Source organism: Mesorhizobium sp. M1066, from assembly GCF_040318635.1.
Lineage (GTDB): Bacteria > Pseudomonadota > Alphaproteobacteria > Rhizobiales > Rhizobiaceae > Mesorhizobium.
In genome coordinates, this window is sequence record NZ_JAMYMR010000021.1 from 82,141 (window position 1) to 108,023 (window position 25,883).

At 60.9% G+C, this 25,883-nt stretch carries 23 protein-coding genes; 2 read left to right on the forward strand and 21 right to left on the reverse strand.

The window, feature by feature from the left end; translation table 11 throughout:
- Positions 1-352: 352 nt before the first annotated feature.
- The 3 genes from NKH52_RS23190 to NKH52_RS23200 form a co-directional block, all read right to left on the reverse strand.
- Positions 353-1,144, reverse strand: a complete 792-nt coding sequence (locus NKH52_RS23190) for a class I SAM-dependent methyltransferase (RefSeq protein WP_023814079.1) — start codon at positions 1,142-1,144, stop codon at positions 353-355.
- Between the two features lie 36 nt (positions 1,145-1,180).
- Positions 1,181-2,476 carry a hypothetical protein gene (locus NKH52_RS23195; RefSeq protein WP_352733142.1) on the reverse strand — a complete coding sequence of 432 codons (1,296 nt, stop codon included), beginning with the start codon at positions 2,474-2,476 and terminating at the stop codon, positions 1,181-1,183.
- Between the two features lie 67 nt (positions 2,477-2,543).
- Positions 2,544-5,207 (reverse strand): right-handed parallel beta-helix repeat-containing protein, encoded by a 2,664-nt coding sequence (locus NKH52_RS23200; RefSeq protein ID WP_352733140.1) that lies wholly within the window; start codon positions 5,205-5,207, stop codon positions 2,544-2,546.
- Here NKH52_RS23200 and NKH52_RS23205 point away from each other — a divergent pair.
- On the forward strand, positions 5,206-5,361 hold the full coding sequence (locus NKH52_RS23205; protein WP_352733137.1) for a hypothetical protein: 156 nt from the start codon (positions 5,206-5,208) through the stop codon (positions 5,359-5,361). The genes NKH52_RS23200 and NKH52_RS23205 overlap by 2 nt on opposite strands.
- Here the strand turns inward: NKH52_RS23205 and NKH52_RS23210 are convergent.
- The 15 genes from NKH52_RS23210 to NKH52_RS23280 form a co-directional block, all read right to left on the reverse strand.
- Positions 5,349-7,697 carry a glycoside hydrolase family protein gene (locus NKH52_RS23210; RefSeq protein ID WP_352733134.1) on the reverse strand — a complete coding sequence of 783 codons (2,349 nt, stop codon included), beginning with the start codon at positions 7,695-7,697 and terminating at the stop codon, positions 5,349-5,351. The two genes, NKH52_RS23205 and NKH52_RS23210, sit on opposite strands and share 13 nt — an antisense overlap.
- 432 nt (positions 7,698-8,129) lie before the next feature.
- Positions 8,130-8,444, reverse strand: a complete 315-nt coding sequence (locus NKH52_RS23215; protein ID WP_352733131.1) for a hypothetical protein — start codon at positions 8,442-8,444, stop codon at positions 8,130-8,132.
- Between the two features lie 8 nt (positions 8,445-8,452).
- The gene (locus tag NKH52_RS23220) at positions 8,453-8,746 is read right to left on the reverse strand and encodes a hypothetical protein (RefSeq protein ID WP_023814084.1); all 294 of its coding nucleotides are present in this window, start codon (positions 8,744-8,746) and stop codon (positions 8,453-8,455) included.
- Positions 8,734-8,964 (reverse strand): HNH endonuclease, encoded by a 231-nt coding sequence (locus tag NKH52_RS23225; RefSeq protein ID WP_352733128.1) that lies wholly within the window; start codon positions 8,962-8,964, stop codon positions 8,734-8,736. The genes NKH52_RS23220 and NKH52_RS23225 overlap by 13 nt, the downstream gene beginning before the upstream one ends.
- Positions 8,965-9,449: 485 nt before the next feature.
- Positions 9,450-9,764, reverse strand: a complete 315-nt coding sequence (locus tag NKH52_RS23230) for a hypothetical protein (RefSeq protein WP_352733125.1) — start codon at positions 9,762-9,764, stop codon at positions 9,450-9,452.
- Positions 9,765-9,824: 60 nt separating this feature from the next.
- Entirely contained in the window at positions 9,825-10,442 is a 618-nt protein-coding gene (locus tag NKH52_RS23235; RefSeq protein ID WP_352733122.1) for a T6SS immunity protein Tdi1 domain-containing protein, read from the reverse strand.
- Complete coding sequence (locus NKH52_RS23240) at positions 10,442-13,084, reverse strand: hypothetical protein (protein ID WP_352733119.1); 2,643 nt, start codon at positions 13,082-13,084, stop codon at positions 10,442-10,444. Before NKH52_RS23240 ends, NKH52_RS23235 begins: the two co-directional genes overlap by 1 nt.
- Positions 13,084-13,587, reverse strand: a complete 504-nt coding sequence (locus tag NKH52_RS23245) for a hypothetical protein (protein ID WP_031213873.1) — start codon at positions 13,585-13,587, stop codon at positions 13,084-13,086. The genes NKH52_RS23240 and NKH52_RS23245 overlap by 1 nt, the downstream gene beginning before the upstream one ends.
- A 3-nt stretch (positions 13,588-13,590) precedes the next feature.
- On the reverse strand, positions 13,591-14,259 hold the full coding sequence (locus NKH52_RS23250) for a hypothetical protein (RefSeq protein ID WP_352733116.1): 669 nt from the start codon (positions 14,257-14,259) through the stop codon (positions 13,591-13,593).
- A 241-nt stretch (positions 14,260-14,500) separates the two neighbouring features.
- Positions 14,501-16,984, reverse strand: coding sequence for a phage tail protein (locus NKH52_RS23255; protein ID WP_352733113.1), 2,484 nt, complete (start codon positions 16,982-16,984; stop codon positions 14,501-14,503).
- Complete coding sequence (locus NKH52_RS23260; protein WP_352733110.1) at positions 16,984-17,580, reverse strand: phage connector family protein; 597 nt, start codon at positions 17,578-17,580, stop codon at positions 16,984-16,986. The genes NKH52_RS23255 and NKH52_RS23260 overlap by 1 nt, the downstream gene beginning before the upstream one ends.
- Positions 17,581-18,010: 430 nt before the next feature.
- On the reverse strand, positions 18,011-18,526 hold the full coding sequence (locus NKH52_RS23265; protein WP_352733107.1) for a hypothetical protein: 516 nt from the start codon (positions 18,524-18,526) through the stop codon (positions 18,011-18,013).
- A gap of 229 nt (positions 18,527-18,755) precedes the next feature.
- Positions 18,756-19,745, reverse strand: coding sequence for a Coat protein (locus NKH52_RS23270; protein ID WP_352733104.1), 990 nt, complete (start codon positions 19,743-19,745; stop codon positions 18,756-18,758).
- A gap of 184 nt (positions 19,746-19,929) precedes the next feature.
- Complete coding sequence (locus NKH52_RS23275; protein ID WP_352733102.1) at positions 19,930-20,841, reverse strand: hypothetical protein; 912 nt, start codon at positions 20,839-20,841, stop codon at positions 19,930-19,932.
- 250 nt (positions 20,842-21,091) lie between these two features.
- Positions 21,092-21,664, reverse strand: coding sequence for a hypothetical protein (locus tag NKH52_RS23280; protein WP_352733099.1), 573 nt, complete (start codon positions 21,662-21,664; stop codon positions 21,092-21,094).
- Between the two features lie 256 nt (positions 21,665-21,920).
- Here NKH52_RS23280 and NKH52_RS23285 point away from each other — a divergent pair, with 256 nt between their 5' ends.
- The gene (locus NKH52_RS23285; protein ID WP_027040217.1) at positions 21,921-22,235 is read left to right on the forward strand and encodes a YMGG-like glycine zipper-containing protein; all 315 of its coding nucleotides are present in this window, start codon (positions 21,921-21,923) and stop codon (positions 22,233-22,235) included.
- A 104-nt stretch (positions 22,236-22,339) separates the two neighbouring features.
- Here the strand turns inward: NKH52_RS23285 and NKH52_RS23290 are convergent, their stop codons facing one another.
- From NKH52_RS23290 to NKH52_RS23300, 3 genes are read right to left on the reverse strand one after another with little or no spacing between them, the layout of a single operon-like run.
- Positions 22,340-22,888: a hypothetical protein gene (locus NKH52_RS23290; protein ID WP_352733096.1), complete on the reverse strand. Its 549-nt coding sequence runs from the start codon at positions 22,886-22,888 to the stop codon at positions 22,340-22,342.
- Positions 22,888-23,259, reverse strand: a complete 372-nt coding sequence (locus NKH52_RS23295; RefSeq protein WP_352733093.1) for a hypothetical protein — start codon at positions 23,257-23,259, stop codon at positions 22,888-22,890. The genes NKH52_RS23290 and NKH52_RS23295 overlap by 1 nt, the downstream gene beginning before the upstream one ends.
- Before the next feature lie 53 nt (positions 23,260-23,312).
- Entirely contained in the window at positions 23,313-25,109 is a 1,797-nt protein-coding gene (locus tag NKH52_RS23300) for a hypothetical protein (RefSeq protein WP_352733090.1), read from the reverse strand.
- Positions 25,110-25,883 lie beyond the last annotated feature (774 nt).

The following is a 25,883-nucleotide window of genomic DNA, read 5'->3' on the forward strand; positions in this document are numbered from 1 at the left end:
TACAGACTTTAAAATTCTGAGTATCGGCAAGAGACTCGTGCGCTCGGTAAGTCATTGACGCACCTAGGACGCATAAAAGCACGTATGCCTGACATAAAACATTTAGTTTTAGGAATACTCATCGGCGCCTTCTCTATCGCGTGGGTAGTTATTGCCACGATAGGGGTGCGGCGAGAGACGCGCGCGTACAACAAAAGCCTGAGAGACATCGATGAGAAGCTCCGTCAGGATAAAGATCAATAGGACTTCAGTCGAAGCGCCGAGCCACGTTCATGCCGTACGAAGACGATCCCGCGACAACTCGCTGGATACAAGTAACTGAGGTCGGAGTTCGAAAATTCAGCGAGTTCAGCTAGTGCTTTTTGAAGACGAACAGCTTTGTGTGAAAGGATACTGGGCTGATCACTAAGTCGATCGCGCGTCGTAAGGTCACCATCGGTCGCGACCGGCTCTCATACAATGGTTCAAGCAGGCGCTTTAACAAGTTGCTTTCCCGCATCAACCCCAGATATCCGCCCCTGGACCGACTTTCCAAAAGCCGGAACCCCATCCCGCTGATCGTTCTAATTGTGTCGTTCGGGGTGAAGGCAAATTGGTAAAATCGGGCCATGTCCGCGGCACTCACATCTTCGTATCGACCGAGCCGCATCTTTAGACGCCTCAATGGCGACACGCTGGGGACAGTTAGGAAAAGGAGTCCGCCGGGTTTCAGCACTCGGCGTGCCTCCTCGATGATCGACGCGTAACCATCCTTGAAGTGTTCGATCACCCCCAAGGACCACACCCCTTCGAAAAAGGCATCCTCGAATGGCATTTCTCGCACGTCACCGAGAACGATATTAAGTTCGGGGGCGTGCTTTTTGATCCTAGCGATGGTTACGGGGGCAAAGTCTAATCCGTATGCCTCGAACCCTGCGTGATGGAGCCCAAAGACTGTGTTGGCCACACCGCAGCCTGCATCAATCACTCGATCAGACGGGCTTAAATACTTTCGGGTAACATGCTGGACAAAGACGCTCTTTTTCCGAATGTCCGCTGCTGTTAGGGATTGCGCCCAACGATCGTCCCAGAATCCTTCGTCGGCTGGTCGGTCGATGAATACAAGACGATCATGCTGCCGATCGAGATATACCTGCTCCACCATTCATTTGCCTCCCCCAAGGCGCTGCTCAACATCAGTTCATTTGCCGTAGTCTCGACCCACAATCGGAACAGCCGGAACGCTGGTATGGAAGCGCCCGAAGAGCAGTACCCACACCAAGACCTGAATCGTCACGAAACCGACGAATGGCTGCCGTGCCTGCGCAAGAACGTTCTCCAAGGCATTCCGGTGCGCATAGACCCCAATCACGCTGCCGAGGATGATCCAGAAGAAGAACCACATACCCTTACTTTTGAGCGAAGCATGGTGCAACGCCACCAACGCTCCGCCATAGATCAACCCAAATACGATCACAACGGGAATACCACCAATCGCCCACGCCTGCCCCCAGAATGTACCAGCCAAGCCGTACAACGCCTGCGAAAATATCTGGGTCTGGAGCACCGTGTTGAACCCAGTGCTGTCGAAGCCGAAGGCCGACGGCTGAATTAGCAGTTGCGCCAAGGTATCGCGAACCGTGTTCCACCATGGATAGGTCGTGCTACTCCTAATCAGCCCTTCGATGTTTTCATGAGTGCCGAAGGCTTCCCAGGAGGCCACCATAGCCATCGGATCAGAACCGCCTGTCAGCATCCTGCCAAACGGCAGGTCGCGTTTGTAAGCCAGATAGAAGGGCTTCATAAAGAAGATGATCGCAAGCGTCGCCAGCCCGATCGCCCATGCCTTCCAATGCAGGGCCGCCTTCGTTATCGGCCACTCCCACAATAACACGATGGCAAACGCCATTGCCAAGATCACCGGGACAGTCCGATCACCCGCGATCGCATTAAGTGCGACCATTAACGCAAAGATGGCTTGATTAATACGAGCGCCGCGACCCCATAACCTATCGAAATAGATCGATGCCAGAAGGCCGATGCCGCTGACCCAACGCCACACGATGGAAATGAGCCCACCAACGGCGTCATAGATGTCGGCACGCTCCATCGCGTACCACTCAAGTCCAGCCCTGTTTGCCATCCATGCATAGCAGGCTAAAGAAATGATCAGCGCGCACCGAATGAACCAGGTGACCCGCATCGGGTGCAGCTGGTAACAAGGGGGACGCCCCCCGTCCACAGACGAAGGCATCAGCAGCAGCGCCAGCCCGAACCCTAGCCAAGCAGCGACCATCACCAGAATTGCTTCCGACGACGCCGGCTCGAGATATGGCACCAATCCTTTCGCGCTCACAGGCCGCGTGAAGCCAATCAGCGCGGGCACCGAATAAGCAAGAAGGCCGACATAGCCAATCGCTACAACAGAAACCCGATTGTGGCGGGCCACAAGTATAACGGTGGTCACGGCCACCATTGACCACAGAGCGAGGACCATATCTTTCGTTCGTCCATTTGGATCAAAAAAGCAACCTAGGCGATTCGGTCATTCACAACGACAAAGTCTACAACTCGAAATCGCCCGCCCAGCCGACTGTCGCGCTGACCACCCATGAGCCCGTTGCGTATGCCTCCAGGGTTACACGCTCGCCGGGATCGAGAATGAGATATTTTCCTGCACCGCCGCCCTTGATCGTGTCCGTCCCGTTGGGCTCGATGTTCATGACATGGGTTGCGTGCACTCCGGCAAAACCGATCCGAAGGCCAGGCACGGCAGGCGGCAGCGTATGAGTCCACGTCGCGCCGGCGCCGTTGTTGTGGCAGAGTGCCCGGTTATGAAGTCCGGACAGCGTTGTGTTGACGGTCAGATTGATCGGCACACTCGACGTCCCCTGCAGGCCGGGATTGTTGCCGCCAATAAACCTGGTCACGGTGCCGGCCGTGATGGAACTGCCGGTGCCATCGCCAATCCATTCCGACATGTCGAAACCATCGACCAGCATTTCGTCTATCGCGCCGCCGGTGGTTACCCGAAAGGCAATGCCAATGGAGGTCGAGTTCTTCAGGGCGATGTCCCTGAGACTGGCTTTGCGCAGCCGCTGGCCCACGGAAAGGTTGAACCGGATGCCATGCGACTGGGTGTTTCCCCTGATGCCAGAAAGGCTAAGGCTCGCCGGTGTCACGACGTTCGCAACGACAATGGCGTCGGTCGAGCAGTTCATCAACGTGCCCGGGCCGACCGCAAGATGCGTCTGGTAGGGCGCGGCCATTACGGCTGTGGCACCTGACGTTCCGCCCGTGATTGTCTCTCCCGTCGAGAAGATGCCGGCCGAACCGCGCACATAGATGCGCCGGGTCGCGCTGTTTGCCGTTTTGGCAATCGCAGAGGTGCCTCCAGTGATTGTTTCAGCGGCCTGAAACGTCCCGCTTATCGGCAAGACCCTCAGCACGTTGGCAAAGAAGTCGACCAAGATGCCCGCCGCGCCGGATGAAGCGCCTGTCACCATCTCACCGAGTTCATAGTCGACGGTTGAACCGGTGATGACGATTTCAAAATGTTGGAACCGCAGGGTTCCGGTGGAGCCAGAGGTGCCGCCGCTGACCGTTTCGCCAGTCGCAAACGATCCAACTTGCGAGCTGAGGGCGAACTGATATTCGCCGTTTGGCTCCAATTGCAGGGCGGTGTTGTAGTGATCGATGTACCAGTTATCGAGCCGGCCCGACTGAATCTGAACGCCGAAGACGTTGCCGGCAGAACTACCGGAGAGCCGGTTGCCGATTGCCTTGACATTCGAAATGACGATCTCGCTGTTGGCGTCAGTCGCGGCTACGCCCACCAGACAGTCATTCGCCACCACGTTGGTTATGATCCCTCGTGGATCTCGCGCACCGGTCATCTCCACCCAGACACCGGCGGAGGGGCTGTCGAGATGTGCATCCGCGAAAACCCCGTCGACCAACACGTCGGTGGTGTTTAGATTCCCGGTATAGGTCAACACGACGCCGTCGCGTTTGCACTTCGCCGACCGGATGTTGCGCACGATCGGCTTGCGGACGCCGGCCACGTAAACCGTGTCGCCAAACTCGCCGCCGGTTGGCGTGACGATGTTATAGCCGTCAATGTCCTCAATCGTCGGGCTGTCGACACAGAGCGCCATCACGCCGGCAAGGCCAAGATTGCGGACTTTCACGCCGCGAATTGTCGGCCGCTTCCGGCGTGCACCAGTGGAGAGGCCGACGCGAATACCGATAGAAGCCTGGTAGCCGGCATGTGATCCACCATCGATCGTGAGGTCCCCGTCTATCAGGACGTCATCGGCGGCGATATCGATGACGGGATGGTGGCCGGTAACGGTACCGACTGGCGCGCGCAGGATCAGGGCAGAGCCGCCCAGGCATTCGACGCGCTTCTTCGCTGTCGAGATCGTGTGGTTGCCGTCGGTCTGGTAGGAGCCGTCAATCAGCACATGCGGATAGCTGCCCGCGAGCAGTGCACTGATAGCAGCCGTGGCATTCGCACCGCCACCACGCGCCCCGAGCATTGATGCCGTCACCGGGATTGAGGCGAGCGTATAGCCTGTCTTCGTCATGCCATCGCTCAGCGTGATCACCAAATCCCCGACATTCGTTCCATTCTTGCGGTACACAGCGCCGCTGCCTGCCACCTGAGAGCTGTCGTAGAAGGCGGTGCGGATGTATGTGGGTGCTATCGGCGGCGAATAGGCCTCCGCCGTCGCCTTGGTCGCGAATTGCGGATCGAGCAAGGTTGTCATGGCGCCCGTCGCTACGTCCGCAGCGGCCTGTGCCTGGTCGATGATGCCTTGCGCGGCTGCCTGGATATCCCCGACGGTGTCGTCGGACTGGTAGAACGACAGCACAATGTCATCGGTTCCGATCACAGGGTTCAGCGTCTGGAAGGCAAAGACGAAATCGGCCGAGGCGTTGCCCTGCTGGACATGCACCGTCGTTCCCTTCTGCATGGTGCGCCCGGTGCGGGCATCGGCGGCGCGGAACCATCGGCCTTCGCTTACCGTATAGATACCGTTTTGCGTCTGGTCGGCCTGGTCCTTGACCAGCACGCGGTCGCCCACCTCCGTCGCCACCCCGTCGATGGTTTGAAGGCCGAAAAACGCAATGCTGGCGGTCGTCGCCAGACGAACGGGTTCGCGCTCGCCGGTCAGAAGGCGAACGGCGGCGGCTGAAGATCGGGCCATGCTGGCTTGCTCCATGAAAAAGCCCCGCAAAAGCGAGGCTGAAAAAGATTTTGGTCTTGCAATGCAGCGAGCCCGTCCCTCGGGCCTGCCGATCAGCCGGCTGATGACATCAGTGGCGATTGTGATGGCGCAGCGGCGTCGAACTTCTCAGCAGAATCAAACCTCCTGAAGCCGCACAACGGCGTTCCAGCCATAGGTCTTTGCCGCGACGCCGGTAACGGTCACCTCAATTCCGGAAGCCCCAGCGGTGACCGACGCGTCGAGCGATGCGGCGTCGGTTGCATATTCGCCGATCACCGTTTTGGTGATCGCACCTTCGATCGCCAGGGTTCCGCCCGTGTTGCGGATCACCCCGGCGAACACATAGCCGGCGCTGGTCGACGATGAACCATCCGTGCGGCGGGCGGCGACATCGACGGTGAACTTTGCGCCTTGCCCTGACCTGATCGGAACAAAGCTGTTTCCGGCTTCGAAGATCATAAGAGCGGGCGTTGCGTCCGGCGTCGATTTATAGCCCTTGAAAAGATCGCCGCCCCGGTTTCCTTCAATCAGCGCTATGTGCGATCCGTCATCGGTTGGCTTGCCCGTCGCCGTGCCGGAGTAGATGTTGCCCCGCACCTCGATGTTCGGCGAGGATCCGCTGACTTTCACGTCGTTGACGACACTGCCGGTCGTCGCCTTGAAAAGGCCACCCGTCGCCCTCTGCCGTTCGCTCGATAGTGTCGACAGGGCGACATAGGACGATCGCGCATCCGCGATGCCTGCATGGGTTTGCGACATGTCGCCGTTCAATCGAACGCCGATGGAAGCGGCTGCGCCGCCCATGTCGACAAGCGTGTCAGCCGACACAATGGTCTCATCCGCCGCGCTGAAGACGCCATAGGCATTGGCCTGGGTGAACCCAAAGATGCGGCCGGCGCCAATCCTGACGCCGCGCGAGATCTGTTGCCCAGCCGGGGTTTCGATATAGATGCCCTGATGTGTCGCCTGGATGTCGAAGGACAGCAGGCGAAGATCTTCGATATGATGGCCGGTGCCGGCGCGAATGCCTTGCTGCACGCCTTCCGTCACCAGGCTGCGCACCTCGATATCCTTGGCCCCTCGCAGCACCAGACCATAAAGGCCATCCCTGGATTTGGCACTGATGCGAAGGCGTTTGTACTTCAACACCGATCCGGCGGGCACAGCGCTGCGGGTGAAGGCGACGGCCGCGCCAAGCTGAACGCCGCCAAGCTGCGTCCAGTCGATATCCACCTCGATATCGCTCACCGGCCAGTCGTCGTCGCTCTCCGCATCGAAACCGTTCAAATAGGCACTCACGCGAGCGCGGCGGACAAACACGTGACTTGTGCCGGAAACCTCGTCGTTGATGGTGACGATGTTGCGCGCCGTGTCGCCCCTGGCGTCGTCGATGTAGACCCAGTTGGAATCGGCAATGCGGTAGTGATCGCCTTGCGTACCGGTGAGCGTGCCATGCTCGATCGTGACGCCTGAAATGCCGCTGATGTTGAAAACGCCAAAGCCGTTCGGAGCCGCGACATGATTCCAGGCGCCGTCGACCTTTGGAGCGATGATGCGGTTGTCGCCCTTCAGGTTGAATAGGTGCGTGGCCTCCTCGGTGCGCTGTAAAAGCGCCTTGTCGTCAAACTCGACCATCAGCCCCTGCGGAATATCGATATTGCCGGCCAGCGAAAATGTGCCAGCCGGGATGATCACCCTGCCCTGCCCGGCGGCAGCAATGGCGTTGACGATCGCGGTCCTGTTGTTGCCGGCTGCCGTGTCGGCGCCCGCAGCGCGAATGTTGATCTCCTTTGCCCTCGGTGCGTTGATGATGTCGAAGCCGGCTTTCGCCCCATCTTGCAGCGTGATCGCCAGGCCGCCTCCGCCAGCCGAAATGGTGCCATTCTTCCTGTAGAGGGCTTGGCCGTCGCCGACCTGCGAATAGCCGGCAGTCCTGATATAATCCGGCGCGATCGCCGGTGAGTATGCCTCTGCCGTCGCCTTGGTTGCGAATTGCGGATCGATCACCGTCGTCATGGCGCCCGTCGCCACATCCGCAGCGGCTTGGGCCCGGTCGATGATGCCTTGCGCGGCTACCTGGATATCCCCGACCGTATCGTCGGACTGGTAGAACGACAGCACAATGTCGTCGGTGCCGATCACAGGGTTCAGCGTCTGGAAGGCATAGACGAAGGCGGCCGAAGCCGTGCCCTCCTGGACATGCACCGTCGTCCCCTTCTGCATGGTGCGCCCCGCGCGCGCATCGGCGGCGCGGTACCAGTAGCCTTCCGAGGCCGTATAGATGCCGTTCAGCCTGGCGTCCGCCTGGTCCTTGACCAGCACCCGGTCGCCGGTCGCTGTCTGGACGCCGTCAACCATTTTGAGGCCCTGGATCCAGGCGATGCCGTCGATGACGATCGTCTCCAGGTTCGCGGTCGTCGCCAGGCGCACGGGTTCGCGCTCGCCGGTCAACAGGCGAACGGCAGCGGTTGCAGGTCGGGCCATAAGGCTTGCTCCATGAAAAAAGCCCCGCGAAAGCGAGGCTGTGAAAGGGTCTGATTTTGGGGCGTGGGCGCGTCGGGAGGTTAACCCCAGTCACATGGGTAGGACCGATGAAAGTGCGCTGTCACCGTAATTGCAACACAAGGTCGGCATCAGCCTTTTCGCCTCGGTCAGCAACCCAGTTGCCGCGCTTTTCGCACTCACTATCGATCTTTTAGATAATTTCGCGCCCAGGCTCTTGCTTCGGGGCTGCCTACATTTGGCGAGTCGTGCTCTTGCACTATTTTCTTTGTCTAGATTCCACTCCGATCCGTATCGATAGAATTCATAAAAGTGCATCGTCACCGTAATCCCCCTCCGGGGAGATGTCGGGCAGGACGAGGGGGGCGCCGTAGAACGCCAGCCAGCACCGCAATTCCAATCAGAAAACAGCGTTCAACCTGCGAAGTTGTTGTCCACGAACATCTTGGCAAATTGCTGGGGCGTAAGCGTTACATTATTGACACGGGCGATTTCGAGATTCTTTGCCCACATATCCCGGATTGCTGCCGGCATTCCCTCGGGCATGTGCATGGCTTGGGCAATTGCATCATGCCATTGTCCGTCGCCGCCATAGATAGATTGCAGTTTGGGGGCCATCTTTTTCAAGCCATCCTCCGACTCTTGAGAAAGTTCTCCAATGGCCCAGAGCACATAAAGCTCCAGCAGCCTAAGCAGCGGCTGTCCATCGTAACGTGGGTTAGTCGCCATGTTTCCCCTCACGCATCATTGGTGGCGTATTCGATGAGTCTTTGGCAGATAGCCGACAGGCTGGGCTTTTCCTTCAGTGAAGCTACCCAGGCCTCGGTAAATTCAATCGCAATGAATATCTCGATGAAATATGTAAGCCCCGCTTTGGCTGCCGCCTTCGGAGGCACCGTGCTATCGTCGGGTGCGGTCGCAACCATTGCATTGGAATCTTCAGTCCAAGGCTCCGCCACATAAATCGTGTCATCCTCGTCAAAGTCCGACAACCGTCCAACAATATCCAACAACTTGATTATTTTCCCCATAAAGAAAATCCTCCTCGACGATTCGGGTGCAATGCTTTCTGAAAGATAGTCCCAGGATCATGCTGCGATCTAGGGACAAGTTGCATCACACCGGCTTTTGTGTCGTGGTGCCAAGTGTAGCCGGGGGGCGCTCTTCGGGGAACGAGCCCCCTCTTTGTCCGCTGGAGGTTAATTCCCGCATCTTGCAGAGCTTTCGCGAAATCCGGCTCTCTTTCCATTAGCACCAGCAGGAATTACGGTGACAGTGCACTCTTTTCCATGTGGCAGTCCGGAGCTTCACTCCAATCACGTGGGTGCAACCTCTAGGAGTGCACTGTCACCGCGATTCCCAGCGTCTGTGGTCTGTGGTCTCCCGCATCCCGATGCCGCTTTATATGGTCGGCCCTGGCGCGAGGTGCAGCCGATAAAAATGAACTGTCATCGCAATCAAAAAGCGTAAGGCTCGACCAAGGCAAACGGTATTCCCAATGACTCCAGCAAATCGAGAATGCGTTTCGAGATGATGAGGCGATAGTTTGCTGCGATCCCGAAGAATTACGGTGACAGTGCACTCTTTTCCATGGGCAGTTCGGAGCTTCGCTCCAATCACGTGGGTGCAACCTCTAACAGTGCACTGTCACCGCAATTCGTAATTGTAAGTATTCGCATCAGCGTCGCAATCATTGACAGACCAAGGGAGTGGTTACGGCATTAGACGACAGACCTAGCTCAGCTCCATTTCTGGAGGTTCGGGAGGCTTTCTGCTCCGCCTCCATGGCGAGCTTTTTGTATCGCGCCGAGCATGCCAGCCCAAAGGCAAATCTGCCAATTGTGCAACCGTTTTATCAAGCTCTACCACCTCGAACAAACCCACCAAAATTAGGTCATCGTGATCAACCTCAGCTTCATCGCCGTAAAATTGCCACGACTCATCATCGGCATCATGTGAAGCATAGGCAATCCAGCCGCTCCCCCTAAATATTTTCCGGGTTGATATAACGGCCAAATTTTTTGGATCTTCGAATTTCCATTCGCCCATGTTTTACACTCTTTTACCTCGCTTCCATGATGACGATTTCGTCTCGCGCCAGGCATGCCATCAGCTTAGACGGACTCGAACAGGACTTCCCTGCGGCAAATCTTTGGTTTGGATCATAATTTGACCCATCAGATGCCAGTAGATCGTGAGATCTGACAGTTCGAGATTATCAATTGCATCCTTGCCGTTCAGGAAAAGTGGTTTCTTGTAACCTATGCATTGGTCATAGGAAGGCTCAGCGCCACCATCCCTCCGCCAATCGGCGTATATGTTTGCGGCCAGCGCAGCATCTTCATCCTGTATCAGTTCGACCTCATGGAAAGTTCGGATATTAGCCGGTATCTGCAGGGCCTTTCCGGTGCCAGGCTCGAACATTACTACGCCTGGCTCTCCTTGCTCCAGCCGCCACGTGTCAGTGGCAAATGCCGTTCCTTGCCAATCGTAGCCAAAGCAGGTGATCCGCTCGGTGAACTCAGGAAAACCCAGGCAGACACGGGCGTTCCAATCTGCGACGTCCGATGGACGGATGATTCGGTATAGGCCATGTTTGAACGAAGCGCCGCCAAAACTTGTCAGCAATTCATTCAACCCAACCACCTTTGGATCCCCCGGAAAATTATCGGCCCCAGACGTTCGCCCATCGTCCATGGGAAAAATTCGTCGGAATGTCTCGAACACTAGCGGTCTCCAATCGTCACTCTGTTGATTTTCGCCCCATGGGGCAGATTCTTGATTCGGTCCTTTATCTGAGGTCCCAAACTGCGGTTAACGCTTCGGTCCAAGGCGGCCAAATTGGATAGTTCCTCGGAACCATTTAACTGCAGATCGCGGATGTGATCTACATCTTCATCGGGCGCAACCTCATTGCCAGCCTCAATATACCTCCGGCGAGCTGATTTTGTATCCCTAGCCGAGTCACGGTTTACTGAGGCGTCGCTGTTACTCAGTCGTTGGGCCTTCAAGGCTGCTGCCTCTCGTTGAGCAGCATTCCACTTGCGCATATGGTATACTTGTATGTCCTGCCCAGCAGGAGTTTCGCGGACTAACCAGCTGTTAGTCTCGCTATTCGATGCACCGAACTCTGCAAGTGACTCCGAAGCGGTAGTATCTACGGCTTGCTTATTTACGGCGGTATCGGCGGCTTCTGGACTGCGTGGTCCGGGGGGATCGGCGACACGCATGGTGATTTTCGCCACCACCTGTCTGCCAACGGCACTGAGCCCTTCGGCAAGGACACTGCCGCCGGCACCCCAAAGCGCACCATTGGCAATTCCCCAGGGAACGCTGCCGCCTGTATTGTAGGCGTATGCTCCACCATAAGCGCCACCCGCCATACCCCCTACGCCGGTTCGGGCGGCGAGGCCGGTCAAGCCGCCGCTCTCCGCCGCGCCAACGCCTGCGCGGCCCAGCAAACCGAACAAACCCTTCGCCAGGCCATATCCTGACAGGCCGGCGCCGAGGGCCTCCGCCACCCAACCGGCCGAACCGGCCCGATCCTCGGCATCCTCCGTCGCGGCCTGTTCTTGATTGAGACGGTCCTCGTAGCTCTCGCCTGCCCCTCCAGGGGCGAACCCCGCGACGAGCGCGTCCGCACCTCCGGCGGTCGCGCCCTTGGCCGTGATCCGACCGATATCCCCGAATGCCATGCCGAGCTGTTGCAGCGTCGACATGGTGCTGTACTGGGCCTGGGCCGGGTGTTCCTCAATCCAAGCCAAGCCTGCCCTGAGCGCCGCAAGCTGGGCTTCCAACAACTCTGGCGTCATGTTCGGATCTTGGGCGGCCCTGGCCCGCCATTGGGCTTCCGCCGCCATAGAAAACTGTTCGGCCGTCGCTTTGCGCGCACCCGGGTCGCGGATCGCTAGGACAATCGAACTCGCCCTCGCAAAACGCTTGTTGAACGGTACGCTTGGGTCGATGTATTGCGCGGCTTCATGATCTGCGACAGCCCACGGTAATGGCAGTTTTCTATCGAAACCCATTTCCTGTTGGGCGGCGGTGGCCCAAGTGACAGCAGCCTGGAAATCCTCAGGTGTTGTGACCTTGCTCCAGTCCGGAGCTCGGCCCGGCAACAATTGGCCGACGTAACTGGCAGGATCGGCGTCCCTCGCAGCCATGATCAGCTGGGCGGCACCGACTCTTACATCGTATCGTTCGCGCTCTTCCGGTGCGCCGTTAGGCCCAGGTTCGAAATCCCGAAGCTCCGCATGTATCGCTTGGTTCGGCGCCCGATACATGTCGTTAAAGGCCTTGGCGACGCCCGCCGTTATCCTGAAATTCTCGAAATGCTTCGGGCCGTCTTCCGCGCCATAGATATTGACGAAATCCTGTGCGGTCGGTTTCTCCTCGGGATATTCGCCCGTGGCGGCGATGACAGCCGGGGCGTTTTGCTCCGCGAGTTGCACTTTCGCGCGAGCATCGACCAGTTGGGCTGCGGTCGCAGTGTTGGCCTGATCCCTTAGCGCTGCGAGATCGCTGGGCTTCAGGTAGGTGATGGCGTCGAGTGGGATAGCTGGCTTGTCATCAGGCGTCGTCGAACTGCTTCTATCGAATGTCGATGTGATCGAGGCACTGGAGCCACCAACCGCCTCGGCCGTATCATCTTTGATCCGGCTGCCAGCCCGCCCCGCACCCAGCATCTCAGCCGCCCGCTTCGGATCCTGGGCAATCATTGCCTGGACCAGCGCCTTGGCCGTGTTGGTGCGCCAGGTGGCCTCGGCTGTTTGCCGAATGATCGGGTTGCCGATCTTGGCGATCAGGTCGAAGCCGCTCTGCCGGATCGCCTCGAATGTCTCGGCGTCGTTCGGGTCGCCCTGTGCGATGGAACCCGTGGACATGGTGTCGACCTTGGTCCACTCGGCCAACTCATACTCGTCACGGCGCTGGAGCTGCCGCTGCGCCATGCGCCGTGCGCCAATCGCGCGCATCGTCTCCTTCTGCCTGGCGAAACCAGCACGCTGGCTTTCGGGCATATCAGGCAAGGCATCGCCGAACAGCCTGTCGAACAGGCCTGTTTTGACCACCCGGCCGTCGCGCGGATTGACCTGGCCGTACATGGCCTCATGCAGGCCGGCGCCGTCAGCCGGGGCGTTGGCCGCCACCTCGTCTTCGGCTTGCCCGATCCGGCTGGTGAACCGCCGCCGCGCCAGTTCGGCGTCGAACGCGTCCTGCTGGTCCTTCATCTGCTGGTAGCGCTCGGCGATAGCCGAGAACTGGTCGCCAAGACCCTGCATGGCGCCGCCAATCGGCGATCCCCCGGGGTACGGCACCGCATTGGCGGCATCGAGCCGGCGCTGCGCTATGTGGAGCGGAATGGTGGCCATCAGTAGAGGCCTCCGGTGGACGAGCCGCCCGGCGGCGGTGGGAAGGCGCCCTTGCCGAAGGTCACGGCCTTGGTCGGGTCGTAGAGGCCGGAGAGACCCGATACGAGATTGCTGCCGGCCTTGAAGATCGAGGCCGTGACCGCCTGCTTGCCGGAGAAGCGCGAGAGCGCGGCTTGCGTATTGAGACTGTTCTGGCGCAGTTTCGAGCCGTACTGGATCGCGTCGAGATCAAGCTGGCCCTGCCTGGCATTGGCGGCCAGCACCTCGGCCGGCGAGCCTGATATGCCGACGCCCGAGGCGCCGGCCTGCGCACGCGCCTGGCCCAGCAGGAGATCCTGCTTATGGCGCTCCTGGCTCTGCTCGAAGGCGGAACTCTGCGCCTCGGCCTGCGCCTGCTGCCCGTAGGCCTTGGCCTGATAGTCGGCCATCTGCTTCGACTGCTGGCCTTCGACCAGCGCGCCGCCAACAGAAAGGGCGGTGCCGATAAGGGCAAGTGTGCACATGGTTCAGCCTCGTTCGCCAAAGGAGGTGTTTGCGGGAATGAATTTGCTTTTGACGCCGTCCACCGGCGCGCCGAGCGCCGGGCGCGGGTCGAGCGCACCGCCGGGGGTGAGGAACGACACAAGCAGCCTGTCGGCCTGCAGCGCCGGCCGGCTGAGACGGGCGGGTGCAGCGGCCCGCGGGCCGGCCATGGCGGCGCGGCGGGTCGTGGTCAGGTTGATCTTCAGCTCGGCGACGCCGCCGGCATCGAACAGGCCGTTGGCGGTGGCAATGGTGCGGGCGAGCGCATCGGCCTCGAACAATTCCTGGCGCAGCAGCTCGACCAGCCGGCGGGCGCTGCCCCAGCGCTCGCCAAGCACGGCAGCTTTGGCCTTGATCTCGTCGCCAAGCGCGGCGATGTCGGCCCGCGCTTCGCTCCGAGCGGCCTCCGCACGGCATTTGCCGGCAGCGACGATGATCTTTTCCAGCAGCCCGATCTGGTCGTTGCAGTCGTCCAGCGCGGCACGCGCGGCGGCCAGGTCGCCATCGCCGAAGACCGCGCGGTCCTCGGCTTGCGCCAGTTCGGTTCTGCAGTGAAGCGCGTCGTTGAGGTCGGTGTCGAGCAAGGCGATGACGGCGGCGAATTCGGCAGCCGTCCGCGCCCTGCCGAGGATTTCGGCATGGTGGGATGTCATTTCGGGGGGTCCTTTTGGAGAGGCTATGAGCGGTCGGCGAAGCTGCCGATCTCCCCCCTCGTGGGGGAGATGCCCGGCAGGGCAGAGGGGGGCGTGACGGATCGCGGCCTTGCCCGACTTGCTTAGAGTGCGTTCAGCTGAGAGGTGGCGCGAAGACGCTAAATTGAAATGCCGGCGGGACAGCGCCCCCCTCTGGCCTGCCGGCCATCTCCCCCACTTGGGGGGACATTGGCAGCTTCACCTACGGCTCGGCGTCGAACACCGGCGTGAACGCCCGGATGGTGCAAGGCGTGGGATTCACGTGGCGGATTCTCACGCGGCCCTGCCCTTCCCAGCTGTCGTCGATCGGCACCTCGACATTGCCGGTGAACAGCGTTGCGCGCCCGTCGGGCGCGACGATCGAGGGCATGCGCACCGGCTCCCAGCGGCCACGCATCAAGGACTGGACTTGAAGTCCCGTGATGTCGGTCTCCAGCAGCGACAGGATCACCTTCGCCACCTTCTTGCGGCGGCCGATGATGGAGCCGTCGCGGCCGCCGACATCAAGCTCCAGCGTGTCGGCGCCCGCAGCATAGGGCAGGCCAAGCTGCCATTTGGCGGCGGTAGAACCGCCGGGCAGCGTGACGGTGCCGCCGCCGCTGACGGTCAGGCCGCGATAGACTTTTCCATCGGCGAGAACATCGACGGACTGGCCGGCGAGATGCATGGCGCCGCCCACCGTGGTGACGGCAAGACCCGTGTAGGTCAGGCCGCAATCGACCTCGAAGGCGTCCGCGATGGCGCCGTATTCGAACGGCGCGGTCTTGATCTCGATGTAGCGCCTGGTCACGCCGCCAATGCTGCGCTTCACGATCAGCCAGAGATCGTCATTGCCGTCCTGGCCGGGGGTGACCGCAGCGCTTTCGACATCAGCCCAATTTGATCCATCGGGGCCCGCCCCGCTGACGTTGCCGCCGAGGCGATGCCGGTGCATGCCGCGCACCTCCTGACTCGGCTGATGGGTGTAGCCGCCAAGCTCGCCATTCTCGAGCGGGAACCACAGCAACGGGTCGGGATCGGTCTGGAAGGCGAGCTCGACCACACCCTTTTTGGGAATATGCTCGGAGACCTGGCCGACATCGTCCGAAGCAAAACGGCTCTGCGCCGTCTGCGTCAGCTCGGCGATCGATTTGCGCGAGCGTGTGACATAGAGGAACGACTGGCCGGCATCCACCGGGCGGATGCGGGCGCAGCCAAAGGTGCGCGAGCGCCGGTTCTTGAACGAGGAGGGCGTCAGCGCCTCGTCGATGCCCGAGCCCGACAGGGCGCGGATGCCGCCTGAGGTGCCGATCAGAAGCGCGCCGTCGCTGTCGGCGATCCAGACAATGTCGTTGGCCTGGCCGCCGCCCGCCTGGACGAACTCCAGCGCATCGTCGTCCTTCTCGCCGAGAGCGAAATTGTCGAAGTCGCCGGTGGCCGAGGCATAGACCGAGAATTTGCGGCTGAAGGCCAGCCGCTCCTCATAGAGCGAGCCGCTCTCCACATATTTTCCGGGAACAAACGTACCGAGCCGCCAGCGCGTGATCGGGTTCATGTTCGGCAGCGCATGGCCGTAGAGGATCACTTTGACCACCGTGGTGCTGGTGCGGCTGGTGATCCTCGCCCACCGCCAGATGCCGTCGGCGCCCAACAAGCGGATGGCGCGGCCGACATCGGTCGCCTGGAAGCCGGTGTCATTGTTGATGCCGATGCTTGAAGACGCGGTGATGTCGAACGGCGTCTGGTCGAATGCGGCGACATGGATCGCAAGCTCGGCCGAAACGCTGCTTTCGGCATCATCGCCGCCACCGCCGCTGAACACCAGTTGATGATATTCAAAGGCCGATTTGTTCGTGAATTCGTAGAAGCGCGTCTCGCCATTGCCCCAGCCGAGCTCGCCCGTACGAGTATCCAGGGTGACCCAGTTGGTGCCATCATTGGAACCCTGCAATTCCCAGGCGGTGAAGAAATCATAATTGCCCGTTGCCACCCGTGACGTGGTGATCCAGTAGGCATCGGCCACGCGCTGTGAACCGCCGGCATTGCGGAACCGGATATAGCCGTCACCGCCGCCAGAGATCTGGATATCCTGCGTCTTGTCGCGGTCGAACATCTGCCAGGCAGAGGCGCTGCCGCTGCCGGTGGAAGCGGTGCCGGAAGGCGTCGTGTTGCTGGTCATCTGCGGCGTCAGATGCCCGGTGTCGGACGGTGTCAGCGTCGTCGCCGTGTCGTTGACCGGGTCGTACGGACCGTCGAGGAATTCAAAATCCGTCAGAGCCCACGCCGTGTGTGCGCTGCGCGTCAGCACCTTGGGCGGATAGTCCCGGTGAGTGACCCACATCTGGTCGGCCGACTGGACATAGGCGAGCTCGAACAGGTCCGCCTCGAGATAGGGCGAAGCGACCTCCACCGTATCGACGCGCGCGCCATAGGCATGGACGCGGATGTACCGGTCGCCGAATTCGAGCGCATAGGCTTGATCGGCCGAGAAGATGAACGGGATCAGCCGCGTCGTCTTCGCGGAAATCTTCACCTCGCCGGCAAAATAGGTGCCGCCGCGCTTGCGGATGCCGCCATGCGGCAGGGTGATGAAGTTCTCGCATTTGGCCAGCGCCGCCCGATAGAAGTCGAGCGAGGCGCGTGCATGCAGGCGCGGCGAGATCTCGCCGCGGGTGAAGACGTCCTGGACGGGATAGAGCGTCGTCATCAGCGCGCAATCCTGTTGTCGCCGCGCTGATTGGACCACGAGGCGGTGTAGAGCCGGCTGCCGCGCTGGATGGCGTTGGCGTTGAGCGCCGCGTCCAGCGCCCGGTCATAGGCAGAGCGGGCAATGTCGATCATGCCCGATTTGTGGGTCAGCGGATGCGCCACCTTGATGGCAAGGGCCGCCACCAGAACCTCGGTGAACAGCGCATCCCAGTCGTTGGGATCGGTGAGGTTGGCGACATAACGGATGGTCAGCGGGCCGGACTGGTCGGAATAGATCAGCCCCGCCTCCTGGCGCCACGAAATCGGCACGCCGTCCGGCTCGCCATCACGGGTCAGCGGCAGCGGCCGCAGGCAGTCGGCCGGCAGTTCATAGGCAAAGGTCAAGCCGCAATCGCTGCCGGTGTCCGCCCCGGCAACCGTGGCGCGCAGGATGGCGAACACCCAGGCGCATTTGGTGAGTTCTGCTTCCCGCGCCAGGTCGAAATGCAGGTTGAGCAGGCGTGCCGCCTTGACGTCCTGATCGAGACTGTCGATCGGCGCCTCGTCGAGCACGGCCAGCGCCATGTTGGCGATATCGAGCGGGGTGATGGCCATGGGTCAGCGCCTCGTCCATGTGGGTCGAGCAAGGGTCATGATTTTCTCCGGACATAAAAAAAGCCGCTGCGAAGCGGCTGAGAGTTTCGGTTGAATGAATAAGGCGGCGGCTGGCTGCCAATCTCCCCACTCACGGCAGGGCTGTCGCATATGGATGCGAAGAAGGACCCCCACCCTAGCCCTCCCCACAAGGGGGAGGGAACGCTGCCGCGTGCCTTTTCTTCTTCTTTGGCGCCGAAAAGACAGGCGATTTGCCTAGGTCAGCGCTGACGGAGATCTCCCTCCCCCTTGTGGGGAGGGTTAGGGGTGGGGGTCCGTGCCGGGCAGACATCTCAGGAATTTCATGTGCGATAGCCCTGCCACTCACGGGGAGGCTGACAATTTCAGCGTCTCGTCATTCTTTCATTGCGAAGTGAGATTAGAGCCACCGTCACTTCTTCGGAATGACAATGGCCTTAACTAAGTCCAACCATGTCTTTTTGGCGATCTCGTATTCGCCCTCGCTGCTATTGCAGGTTAGCGTGACCACACCGAACGATGCTTCTTCGACCACCATCCAAGTCCGGGCAGGACCCGGACTCCTGAGACGGACAGAAGACTGTGAAACATCCCTGCCGTTGATCGTGACGATTGTCGGTTTGTCGATCACTATAGGATCGAGCCCATAAGTGGATGCCTTGGCAATAGTGTTCTTGTTTATCTCGTTCCGGTATCGATCGAAGAACTCGTGCGAGGTCAGACCTGTCGGAGTCATCGTCAGCACTACATCGCAATCGCCGCCGCAAGCCGAGGCCATGCAGGATAGAACGATGTCCCGTTGGTCAAGCCTCGCCCACCACAGTTTGTTGTAGGTCAGGGTAACGCCCTTGGCAGGTTCGGAAATCTCGCCAGCAACGGCCGGCGCCGTGATGGAAAGCAGGAACAGAATTGTGGCTGCGAGGCGCATGAGGACAAATCGCTGCTTTCTGATCTCGGAAAGGTTGGATGGCTTTCCATCAGTCTGTCCCAAACAAGCCGATTGCGCCACACGCAATCAACAGTAATCAACAGTAATCAACAGCCGGAGGGACGACCCTGTGTCCTGCCGGGATCTCCCCTGCCAGGGATTGAAACCGTGAAGGCCGCCATCCCTGAAAAGGGCGGGCGCATCGCCCCCGCCCCTCGCTTCGGCCCGGTCAAGCCTCGGTGGTCTTCAGCGCGATGAACGTCATGTTCTTGACGCTCGACGCGGTGCGGTCCCAGTTCGCCGCCAGCGCCAGCTCGGCATCGGTGGCGAATTCGCCGGCCGAGGAGGCGTCGAGGAAGCGGGTGCCGGGCACATGCGGAACAAAATGCCGGCGGCCGACCATTTCGGTGACGCCGCCGCCATGGCCCTGGCGCGGCTTGCGGTCGAACTCCAGCGGGCCGCCCTCGGTGTTGACCGGCAGCTCGTTCCACAGGATCGCCTTGTCCTTGAACATGAAGGCGGTGTAGACGCCCGCCGTCACCGGGATATCGTCGTCGACCACGGCCCGCAGACCCATGTAGTAGGGGATCAGCGGCCCGCCCTGCTCGGAAGACGGCACATAGTCGATGAGGTCGGCGAGCTTCAGCGCCTTCATCTGCTTGGAGTGCATCCAGATCGTCTTGAACTTGTCCGCGCGGTCGCCCATCAGATAGGCGGCCTCGATGATGTCGGTGTCGACGATGGAGGCGCCGGTGGTGCGCACCAGGTCGCCGCCGTCATTGGCGACGTTGTCGGCGACGACGCCTTTCAGGATGCCGAGCAGGGTCAGCTTGTTGGCGCGCTGCCAGTACTCGGTCTGCCGCTTGACGATCAGTTTCTGCGGATCGTCGCCGGCCAGAATTGAGGTCAGGTCCGGAACGCCCCACGCCTGGGCGCGGACATTGCGGGCGGCGACCTCGCGGCGCGAGCCGATCTTCTTCATCTCGATGGAATCGGCCGGATCGTCATTGACCGGCTCGGACGGGTCGTTGCCGAGATCCTTCCAGCCGGGCATGTCGACCGAGCGGCCGCCCATCGACAATTTCGAGGAGATGGCCGGGTCGGAAAACAGGATTCCGGCCTGGTAGATCTCGAGCGACTGGACATGCTCCTCGAAAGCATATTGCGCATAGACGGACGGAACGATCGCGTCCGCGATACGGGTATAGGCGTCTGCCATTTTTCTCTTCCTTCAGGTTTGGGTTGGCGGCGGGTGCGCCCTCACCCAGCCTCCGCTTCGCTCGGCTGACCTCTCCCCGGGGGGAGAGGAGACTTGCGACGTCGGCGCGCCTCTTCTCCCCGGCGGGGAGAAGGTGGACGCGAAGCGGCCGGATGAGGGGCGTTTCAGTGCGGCTGATCGATCGTCAGCGCGGGTTGTTGGGCATCCAGCGGTCGGGATTTTCTCCCGCCTCGCGTGCCAGCCGCCGGGCGCGGGCGGGGTCGCTTTTGACGAGGGCTGAAATATCAGTCAGGTTGCGTTCGCCAGCGGCGTTGCGCTTGAACGGATTGGCTCCGCTGAAAGAAGCACCGCCGTCGATCGTGTCTTCCCGGAACATCGCCTCGCCGATCGCCTGGAACGCCCTGGCGATCTGCGGATCGGTCAGCGCCCCGTCAGGCAGAAGGATGCCCTTCGCCTTGTAGGCGTCGACCAGGCCGAGCTTCTTCATCGCCCGGTTGGCGACCTCCAGTCTCTGGCGAAAGCCGTCGCTGTCGGTCGGTCCCCAGTCCCTGACAAGCTCGTCATGGGTGGCTTCCACCGAGTGGGCCAGGGCGATCTCCTGATGCTTGGCCTGCTCGGCCATGTAGCCGACGAACCTGTCGTGATAGGCCTGCGCGATCTTCGGCGAGGCACCCGCCTCGACCGCCCAGGCCTTGGACGCCTGAGCGAGTTCGTCCGAATAGGCGAAGTTTTCCGGCAGCCCTTCCGGCCTGAGGTATTCGACCTTCTCGGACGACGTGACCGGACGCATGGTCTCGGGCAGCCGGGCATGAAACCGCTCCCAGTCTTCCCGTGGCGCGTCCGGGGCGGGAACGCGCAGGCTCTCACCCTGCTGCCGCTCCAGCTCCGCATAGGATGTGAAAACCCGATCGAGGCTTTCAGGCTTGGTCCAGCCCTTGGTTTCAGCGAGCTTGCGGTTGCCTTCGGAAAGACCGTCAAACCAACTTTTGCCGCCAGGCGCGGCGGACCCGTTATCCGTGCCTGCCGGTGACTGTGCCGGGTTGCCCGCCGGCTGCGCACGCGCCGCCACGGACCCGGCGTCTGCCAGATCTGTCATGTAATGTTCCTTTGCTAGGGGTTAGAAATGAGCCGGCGGCAAAGCTGCCAATCTCCCCACCTGTGGGGGAGATGTCCGGCAGGACAGAGGGGGGCGCGAAGGAACGCAAGCGTTCGACGCTCTTCGTCACCCGATGCCCTCCCGAGGCATGCAAATGCTAATCAGCAGGACAGGCTCGTGGGACAGCGCCCCCCTCTGCCCTGCCGGGCACCTCCCCAACGAGGGGGGAGATTGGCCGCGTCATCGGCAACTAGGCGTTATCCCCCCAGTTCTCCCAAAGCAGCGTGATCGTACCCGTGACCGCCAGCACACCGTCGGTATCGATATCCGTGCCGGTGGCAAACGCCAGGTTGAGATAGAGATCGACCGGCGTCACCGTGCCATCCAGCGTCGCGGCGGCGGCGATGTCGGCCGTCGAGGCGGTGGAGAGCGCTGCACCCACACCGTCGAGCGTGCGGGCCGTCGAGGCCAGCACGTTGACCATGGTCGAGGCCAGCGTCGCGCTCGATGCGGCGGCCGAGCCCAGCGACCAGGTCAGCGCCGCATTGTCGTTGATGGTCGCCGCACGGATGCCGAGGACAGCGAACTGCAGCCGGGCCGTGCCGCCCTTGATGCGCACCTTGCCGTCGGTGAAGTCGAAGATCTTTTGGGCGGCATAGGCCAGCGCATCGGTGACCGGCACCTGCATGCCGGCGAAGGTGAAGACGGTGCGGTACGATCCGCCCTGCCCTGTGGTGACGGCTTTCAGGCCGGGCTTGGGCGGGGCAAGGCCGGCCTCGCGGGCGGCGGCACGAACAAGCGTCCGGGGAAGACCTCGGGTCATGGCATTTCTCCATTTTTTCAGTGGCAATTCTGGCAGCTCGACCAATCAAGCCACGGTAGGGCGAGCCGTCGAAGGCTGAATCATTTTGACAACGAGCACCGCTAGCGCCTTGTTCGAAAGAGATGTTTTCGGCCCTCGGCCTATCAACGCCCGAGAAACCATGTCTTATATCGTGAGGCCTCGTGCCCCCGTTCCGCCGCAATGCGACCGCACGGGACGAGCCATAGGGATTTCAGGCCTTTAAGGGAGACCTCACATGAACTTTCACAAAGCCATAGCCGCCGTGCTGATGACCGCAGCACTGGCAGGCTGCGCGCAGACCGAAGGCCAGCAGCGGGCCGGAACCGGCGCGCTGATCGGCGGCGCCGGCGGCGCTCTCGTCGGCCAGGCCATCGGCGGCAACACCGAAAGCACGCTCATCGGCGCCGGCGCCGGCGCCCTGCTCGGCGCGGTCGTCGGCAGCTCCACCACGCCGCAGCGCCGCGGCGAACAGATGTGCCGCTACCAGGACCGCCGCGGCCGCATCTACACCGCGCCCTGCGACGACCGGTACTACAACGGCGATTATTGAGGCGCTGATCTTCCCTTCTCCCTCTGTGGGAGAAGGTGGCCGCGCAGCGGCCGGATGAGGGGTGTTCCAGCTTGGCGACACCCCGGCAACGTTGCGACAGCGTGTTACTGTTCGTAAGGCTCGACCACAGCAAACGGTATTCCCAACGACTCCAGCAGATCGAGAACGCGTTTCGAGATGACCAGACGGAAGGGTATCGCGATCCCAAAATCGTCGCGACCAGCCTTCCCATTTACCTTCAGCCAGACGAAGGGTGGTAGCTCCAGCCCGGGTTGATCCTCTTGACACTCTTCCGAGGTAGTCACCTCTGCGTCGGCGAACGTCGCACCTGAAAAGCCCATCTTCTTCAGTGCGCGCTGGGTTTCTTCAGTGACGAGGAAACAGGGGAATGTCGCAACGATCACATCGCCGAACCAGCCTTCTACCTCATAGTGAAGCCTGGTCACGATTGGCGGATGGACGCTCGAGTCGAGAACGGTGTTTTCGCCGATCCCGCCAGCGACGTTCGGCCGAATTTTAAAGTATCTGGTCGACCCGTTGGTCGGATGCCCCCGTGCCGCCTCACGTGTCGCTTCGGCGAGTTTCGCCCTCAGGCCAGCAATCCATCGCTTCAACACCGCCCGCCCCCAAAGAGCCGCCAAGACTAAGGACATCAAGATGCCTCGAAAGGTTCAATCAAGGCATTGGAGATTCCCGAAGGCTTGAGGGCATCGAGAACCCGCTCGGAAACGACAAGGCGGAGATCTTTCGCTATTCCGAAATCATCGCGACCGGCATCCCCGTTCACTTTCAGCCATACGAAGGGCGGAAGCTTCTGGTCCGGTTGCATTTCCTCGAACAATTCAGAAGTGGTCACCTCGACCTTGTCGAAGGTTACGCCTGAAAATTCACTCTTGAGAATTTTCTCTGCAACATCTTCAGTGACAAGATAGCACGGGAATGACGCCACCATCCTGTCCCCCAACCACCCATCAAACTCATAATGCAAACGGGTTACGAGTGGGGGATGGACGCTTCTGTCCATGGTGGTATTTCTACCGGGCCCGCCAGAAACTTCTGGTTCTAGATAGTAATATCTCATTTCTTTCCTATGGGTGGATTGAAAAGGTGGCCATATTTTTGATCTATTTCAGCCGCCTTCTCTAACAATTTCTGTAATGTGGTTGTGGGATTTTGCCTGTAGAACGCATCCCATTCGCGTCTGATGGTACTCAGATGCAGCGTGGAATTCAACTCCCTGGGTATACCGCGAAGATTTTCGAGCGAATGCATCATCTCTTCGCTCATAATTCCAACGTATCTTTCAAGAACTTTTTGCTCTATACGATGATGTACAAACACCAATCCAACCAACTCAGGATATTCCTTAAAGAATGTCTTCTGACATCTTTTGGAGAAAACTCTTAACGCTGGTTCAATTAATTCAGTGGCGATTTTTCCGTCTTTGAGAAAATTGGCGCCCAGCCACCGAAGGCCCGCGACCCCGCCGGCCGTTGCTCCGGAGGCGGAAGTAACCGGCAGTTGACTAACGGCATCTAATGGATCGTCGTACAGATCCTGGAGAGCTATCCCGATGTCATGCGGGACTCGGCCTAGGGCCTCGAAACCCTCACTGAGATAGTCCCCGAAGTCGTCAGCGGCTTGTTGGAATGCAGACCGGGGCTGGCCAGGTTGTGCGGATGGAACCCGTCCCTGCCCTGTCGCACTGGTGATGATCGAATCGACCTGGGCCGGCTGAGGAGGGCGAGCTTGATCCAACTGCCGAGATAAGGCCTGGCGGACACCCGGATCGGGTGCTGCTGCCAGAAGATCATGCAGGATGATGTCCTTCTCAGCCTGTGGCACGTCTTCGTCGCTAAAGGTGTCGGCAAGGCTTTGGACAACGGCCCTTGGTAGAGGTTGAGGGGTCTCGACGCCCAGTTGCCTCTGGGCTGCGACAGAGATGGCGATGGCCCATCTGTACGCCGCCGGATTGCTGGTCTCCGATTTGCTGTCCGGGCTCGTTGCCGCCCTCCACGCGGCGTCGACATTGGCGAAGACATCGCGAACGTAGCCAGCAGGGTCCGCCCGCCTCATGCCCAGAGTCTTGAGCGCAGCGGCAGCTGTAACCTGATACCGTGTCTGCTCGTCCTCGGAACTGCCCGCCGCAGGCTCCGCATCACGCAGTGCTGCGTGGATCGCCTGGTTGGGCATCGTCCGCATGCCAAAGGCTTGGCGGCCGACATCCATCTTCAAGCTGAAGTTCTGGTACTGCTTGCCGCCCTCCTCCGCGCCATAAACGGCCGCGAAGTCAGCGGGGCTGGGCATCTTGCCGGAATAGCTGCCCGTATTGGCGATTGCGTCCGGAGCGTTCTGCGAAGCGAGGGCGATGTTGGTGCGCGCCTCGATCAGTTGGGCCGTGGTCGCGGCGTGCGCCTGGTCGATCAGTCGCTGAACGTCATTTGGGGATAGGTCGGCGAGAGAGTCGGCTGCCGGCTTTGTCGCGATCGGATCGGGCGCCGGAGCACGGCCCTCAAACGCCCGCGCCACGGTTTCATCAGGTGTTTTCTTGCCGAGGCGGTCGCCCGTAGCCTCGCCGCCGGAAGCCGGCGTCCCGACGCCAAACATCTCCAACGCGCGTTTCGGATCCTTGGCGATCAACGCCTCGAAGCGCGTCTTGGCCGCGGTGCCGAACCAGTCCTTCACCACCTGCTGCCTGATCTGCGGGTCGAGGCCTCTTTTGGAGATCAGGTCGAGCCCGTCCTGCCTGGCCGTTTCGAAGCTGATGATGTCGTCGGGGTCCCCGCTCGCGATGGCGGTGGCAGTGGCTTGCAACACCGTAGTCGTTTCAGTCTGCTCGTAATCCTGCCGTCGCTGGAGTTGCCGCTGCGCCATGCGCCGCGCGCCAACCGCACGCATCGCCTCCTTCTGCGTGGCGAACCAGCGCGCTGGCTCTCGGGCATACCAGGCAGGGCATCGGCGAACAGCGTGTCGAACAGCCCAGTCTTGACCACTCGGCCGCTGCGCGGATCGACCTGGCCGTACATCGTCTCATGCAAGCCGGCGCCGTCGGCCGGCGCATTCGCCGTCACCTCGTCTTCCGCCTGCGCGATCCGGCCATTGAGCCGGCGGCGCGCCAGCTCCGCGTCGAACGCCTCCTGCTGGTCCTTCATCTGCCGGTACCGCTCGGCGACGGCGGAAAGCTGGTCGCCAAGACCCTGCATGGCGCCGCCAATCGGCGACCCTTGCGGGTATTGCGGCGCGTTGCCGGTATCGAGTCGGCGCTGGGCAATGGAGAGGGGGATGATGCTGACCATTGGCTGTCTCCTGCGCAACTGGCTTTGAACAAAAGGGGGCGCGGCGCTGGCGATCACGGCACGGCCGGGTCGCACGCTGTCTGTGGCGTTCGCGGGTTTTGTCGGATCGATTTTTGGAAGAATCCTGGAGCAGCGGTGCTGCCTGGGTGAGCAGCGCTACCGCGCCGCGCAGCCGCGGCGACCGCCCCCTCGGGCGCGTCAAATTGTTGAAACGTCGGCGGGACGGCGCCCCCCTCTGCCCTGCCGGGCATCTCCCCCACGAAGTGGGCTAGGCGATTCACACATCTCGCAGGCTCCAGCCGTGTGCTATGGATTGGAAGTACTGAAGGCCGTGGCGGAAGGTGATTGGGCC

Bases quoted from the DNA above. Each gene is read 5' to 3' on its own strand.
- NKH52_RS23190 (WP_023814079.1), bottom strand. From the start codon at position 1,144: ATGGTGGAGCAGGTATATCTCGATCGGCAGCATGATCGTCTTGTATTC.
- NKH52_RS23195 (WP_352733142.1), bottom strand. From the start codon at position 2,476: ATGGTCCTCGCTCTGTGGTCAATGGTGGCCGTGACCACCGTTATACTT.
- NKH52_RS23205 (WP_352733137.1), top strand. From the start codon at position 5,206: ATGAAAAAGCCCCGCAAAAGCGAGGCTGAAAAAGATTTTGGTCTTGCA.
- NKH52_RS23200 (WP_352733140.1), bottom strand. From the start codon at position 5,207: ATGGAGCAAGCCAGCATGGCCCGATCTTCAGCCGCCGCCGTTCGCCTT.
- NKH52_RS23210 (WP_352733134.1), bottom strand. From the start codon at position 7,697: ATGGCCCGACCTGCAACCGCTGCCGTTCGCCTGTTGACCGGCGAGCGC.
- NKH52_RS23215 (WP_352733131.1), bottom strand. From the start codon at position 8,444: ATGGCGACTAACCCACGTTACGATGGACAGCCGCTGCTTAGGCTGCTG.
- NKH52_RS23220 (WP_023814084.1), bottom strand. From the start codon at position 8,746: ATGGGGAAAATAATCAAGTTGTTGGATATTGTTGGACGGTTGTCGGAC.
- NKH52_RS23225 (WP_352733128.1), bottom strand. From the start codon at position 8,964: ATGGAAAGAGAGCCGGATTTCGCGAAAGCTCTGCAAGATGCGGGAATT.
- NKH52_RS23230 (WP_352733125.1), bottom strand. From the start codon at position 9,764: ATGGGCGAATGGAAATTCGAAGATCCAAAAAATTTGGCCGTTATATCA.
- NKH52_RS23240 (WP_352733119.1), bottom strand. From the start codon at position 13,084: ATGGCCACCATTCCGCTCCACATAGCGCAGCGCCGGCTCGATGCCGCC.
- NKH52_RS23245 (WP_031213873.1), bottom strand. From the start codon at position 13,587: ATGTGCACACTTGCCCTTATCGGCACCGCCCTTTCTGTTGGCGGCGCG.
- NKH52_RS23250 (WP_352733116.1), bottom strand. From the start codon at position 14,259: ATGACATCCCACCATGCCGAAATCCTCGGCAGGGCGCGGACGGCTGCC.
- NKH52_RS23255 (WP_352733113.1), bottom strand. From the start codon at position 16,984: ATGACGACGCTCTATCCCGTCCAGGACGTCTTCACCCGCGGCGAGATC.
- NKH52_RS23260 (WP_352733110.1), bottom strand. From the start codon at position 17,580: ATGGCCATCACCCCGCTCGATATCGCCAACATGGCGCTGGCCGTGCTC.
- NKH52_RS23265 (WP_352733107.1), bottom strand. From the start codon at position 18,526: ATGCGCCTCGCAGCCACAATTCTGTTCCTGCTTTCCATCACGGCGCCG.
- NKH52_RS23270 (WP_352733104.1), bottom strand. From the start codon at position 19,745: ATGGCAGACGCCTATACCCGTATCGCGGACGCGATCGTTCCGTCCGTC.
- NKH52_RS23275 (WP_352733102.1), bottom strand. From the start codon at position 20,841: ATGACAGATCTGGCAGACGCCGGGTCCGTGGCGGCGCGTGCGCAGCCG.
- NKH52_RS23280 (WP_352733099.1), bottom strand. From the start codon at position 21,664: ATGACCCGAGGTCTTCCCCGGACGCTTGTTCGTGCCGCCGCCCGCGAG.
- NKH52_RS23285 (WP_027040217.1), top strand. From the start codon at position 21,921: ATGAACTTTCACAAAGCCATAGCCGCCGTGCTGATGACCGCAGCACTG.
- NKH52_RS23290 (WP_352733096.1), bottom strand. From the start codon at position 22,888: ATGTCCTTAGTCTTGGCGGCTCTTTGGGGGCGGGCGGTGTTGAAGCGA.
- NKH52_RS23295 (WP_352733093.1), bottom strand. From the start codon at position 23,259: ATGGACAGAAGCGTCCATCCCCCACTCGTAACCCGTTTGCATTATGAG.
- NKH52_RS23300 (WP_352733090.1), bottom strand. From the start codon at position 25,109: ATGGCGCAGCGGCAACTCCAGCGACGGCAGGATTACGAGCAGACTGAA.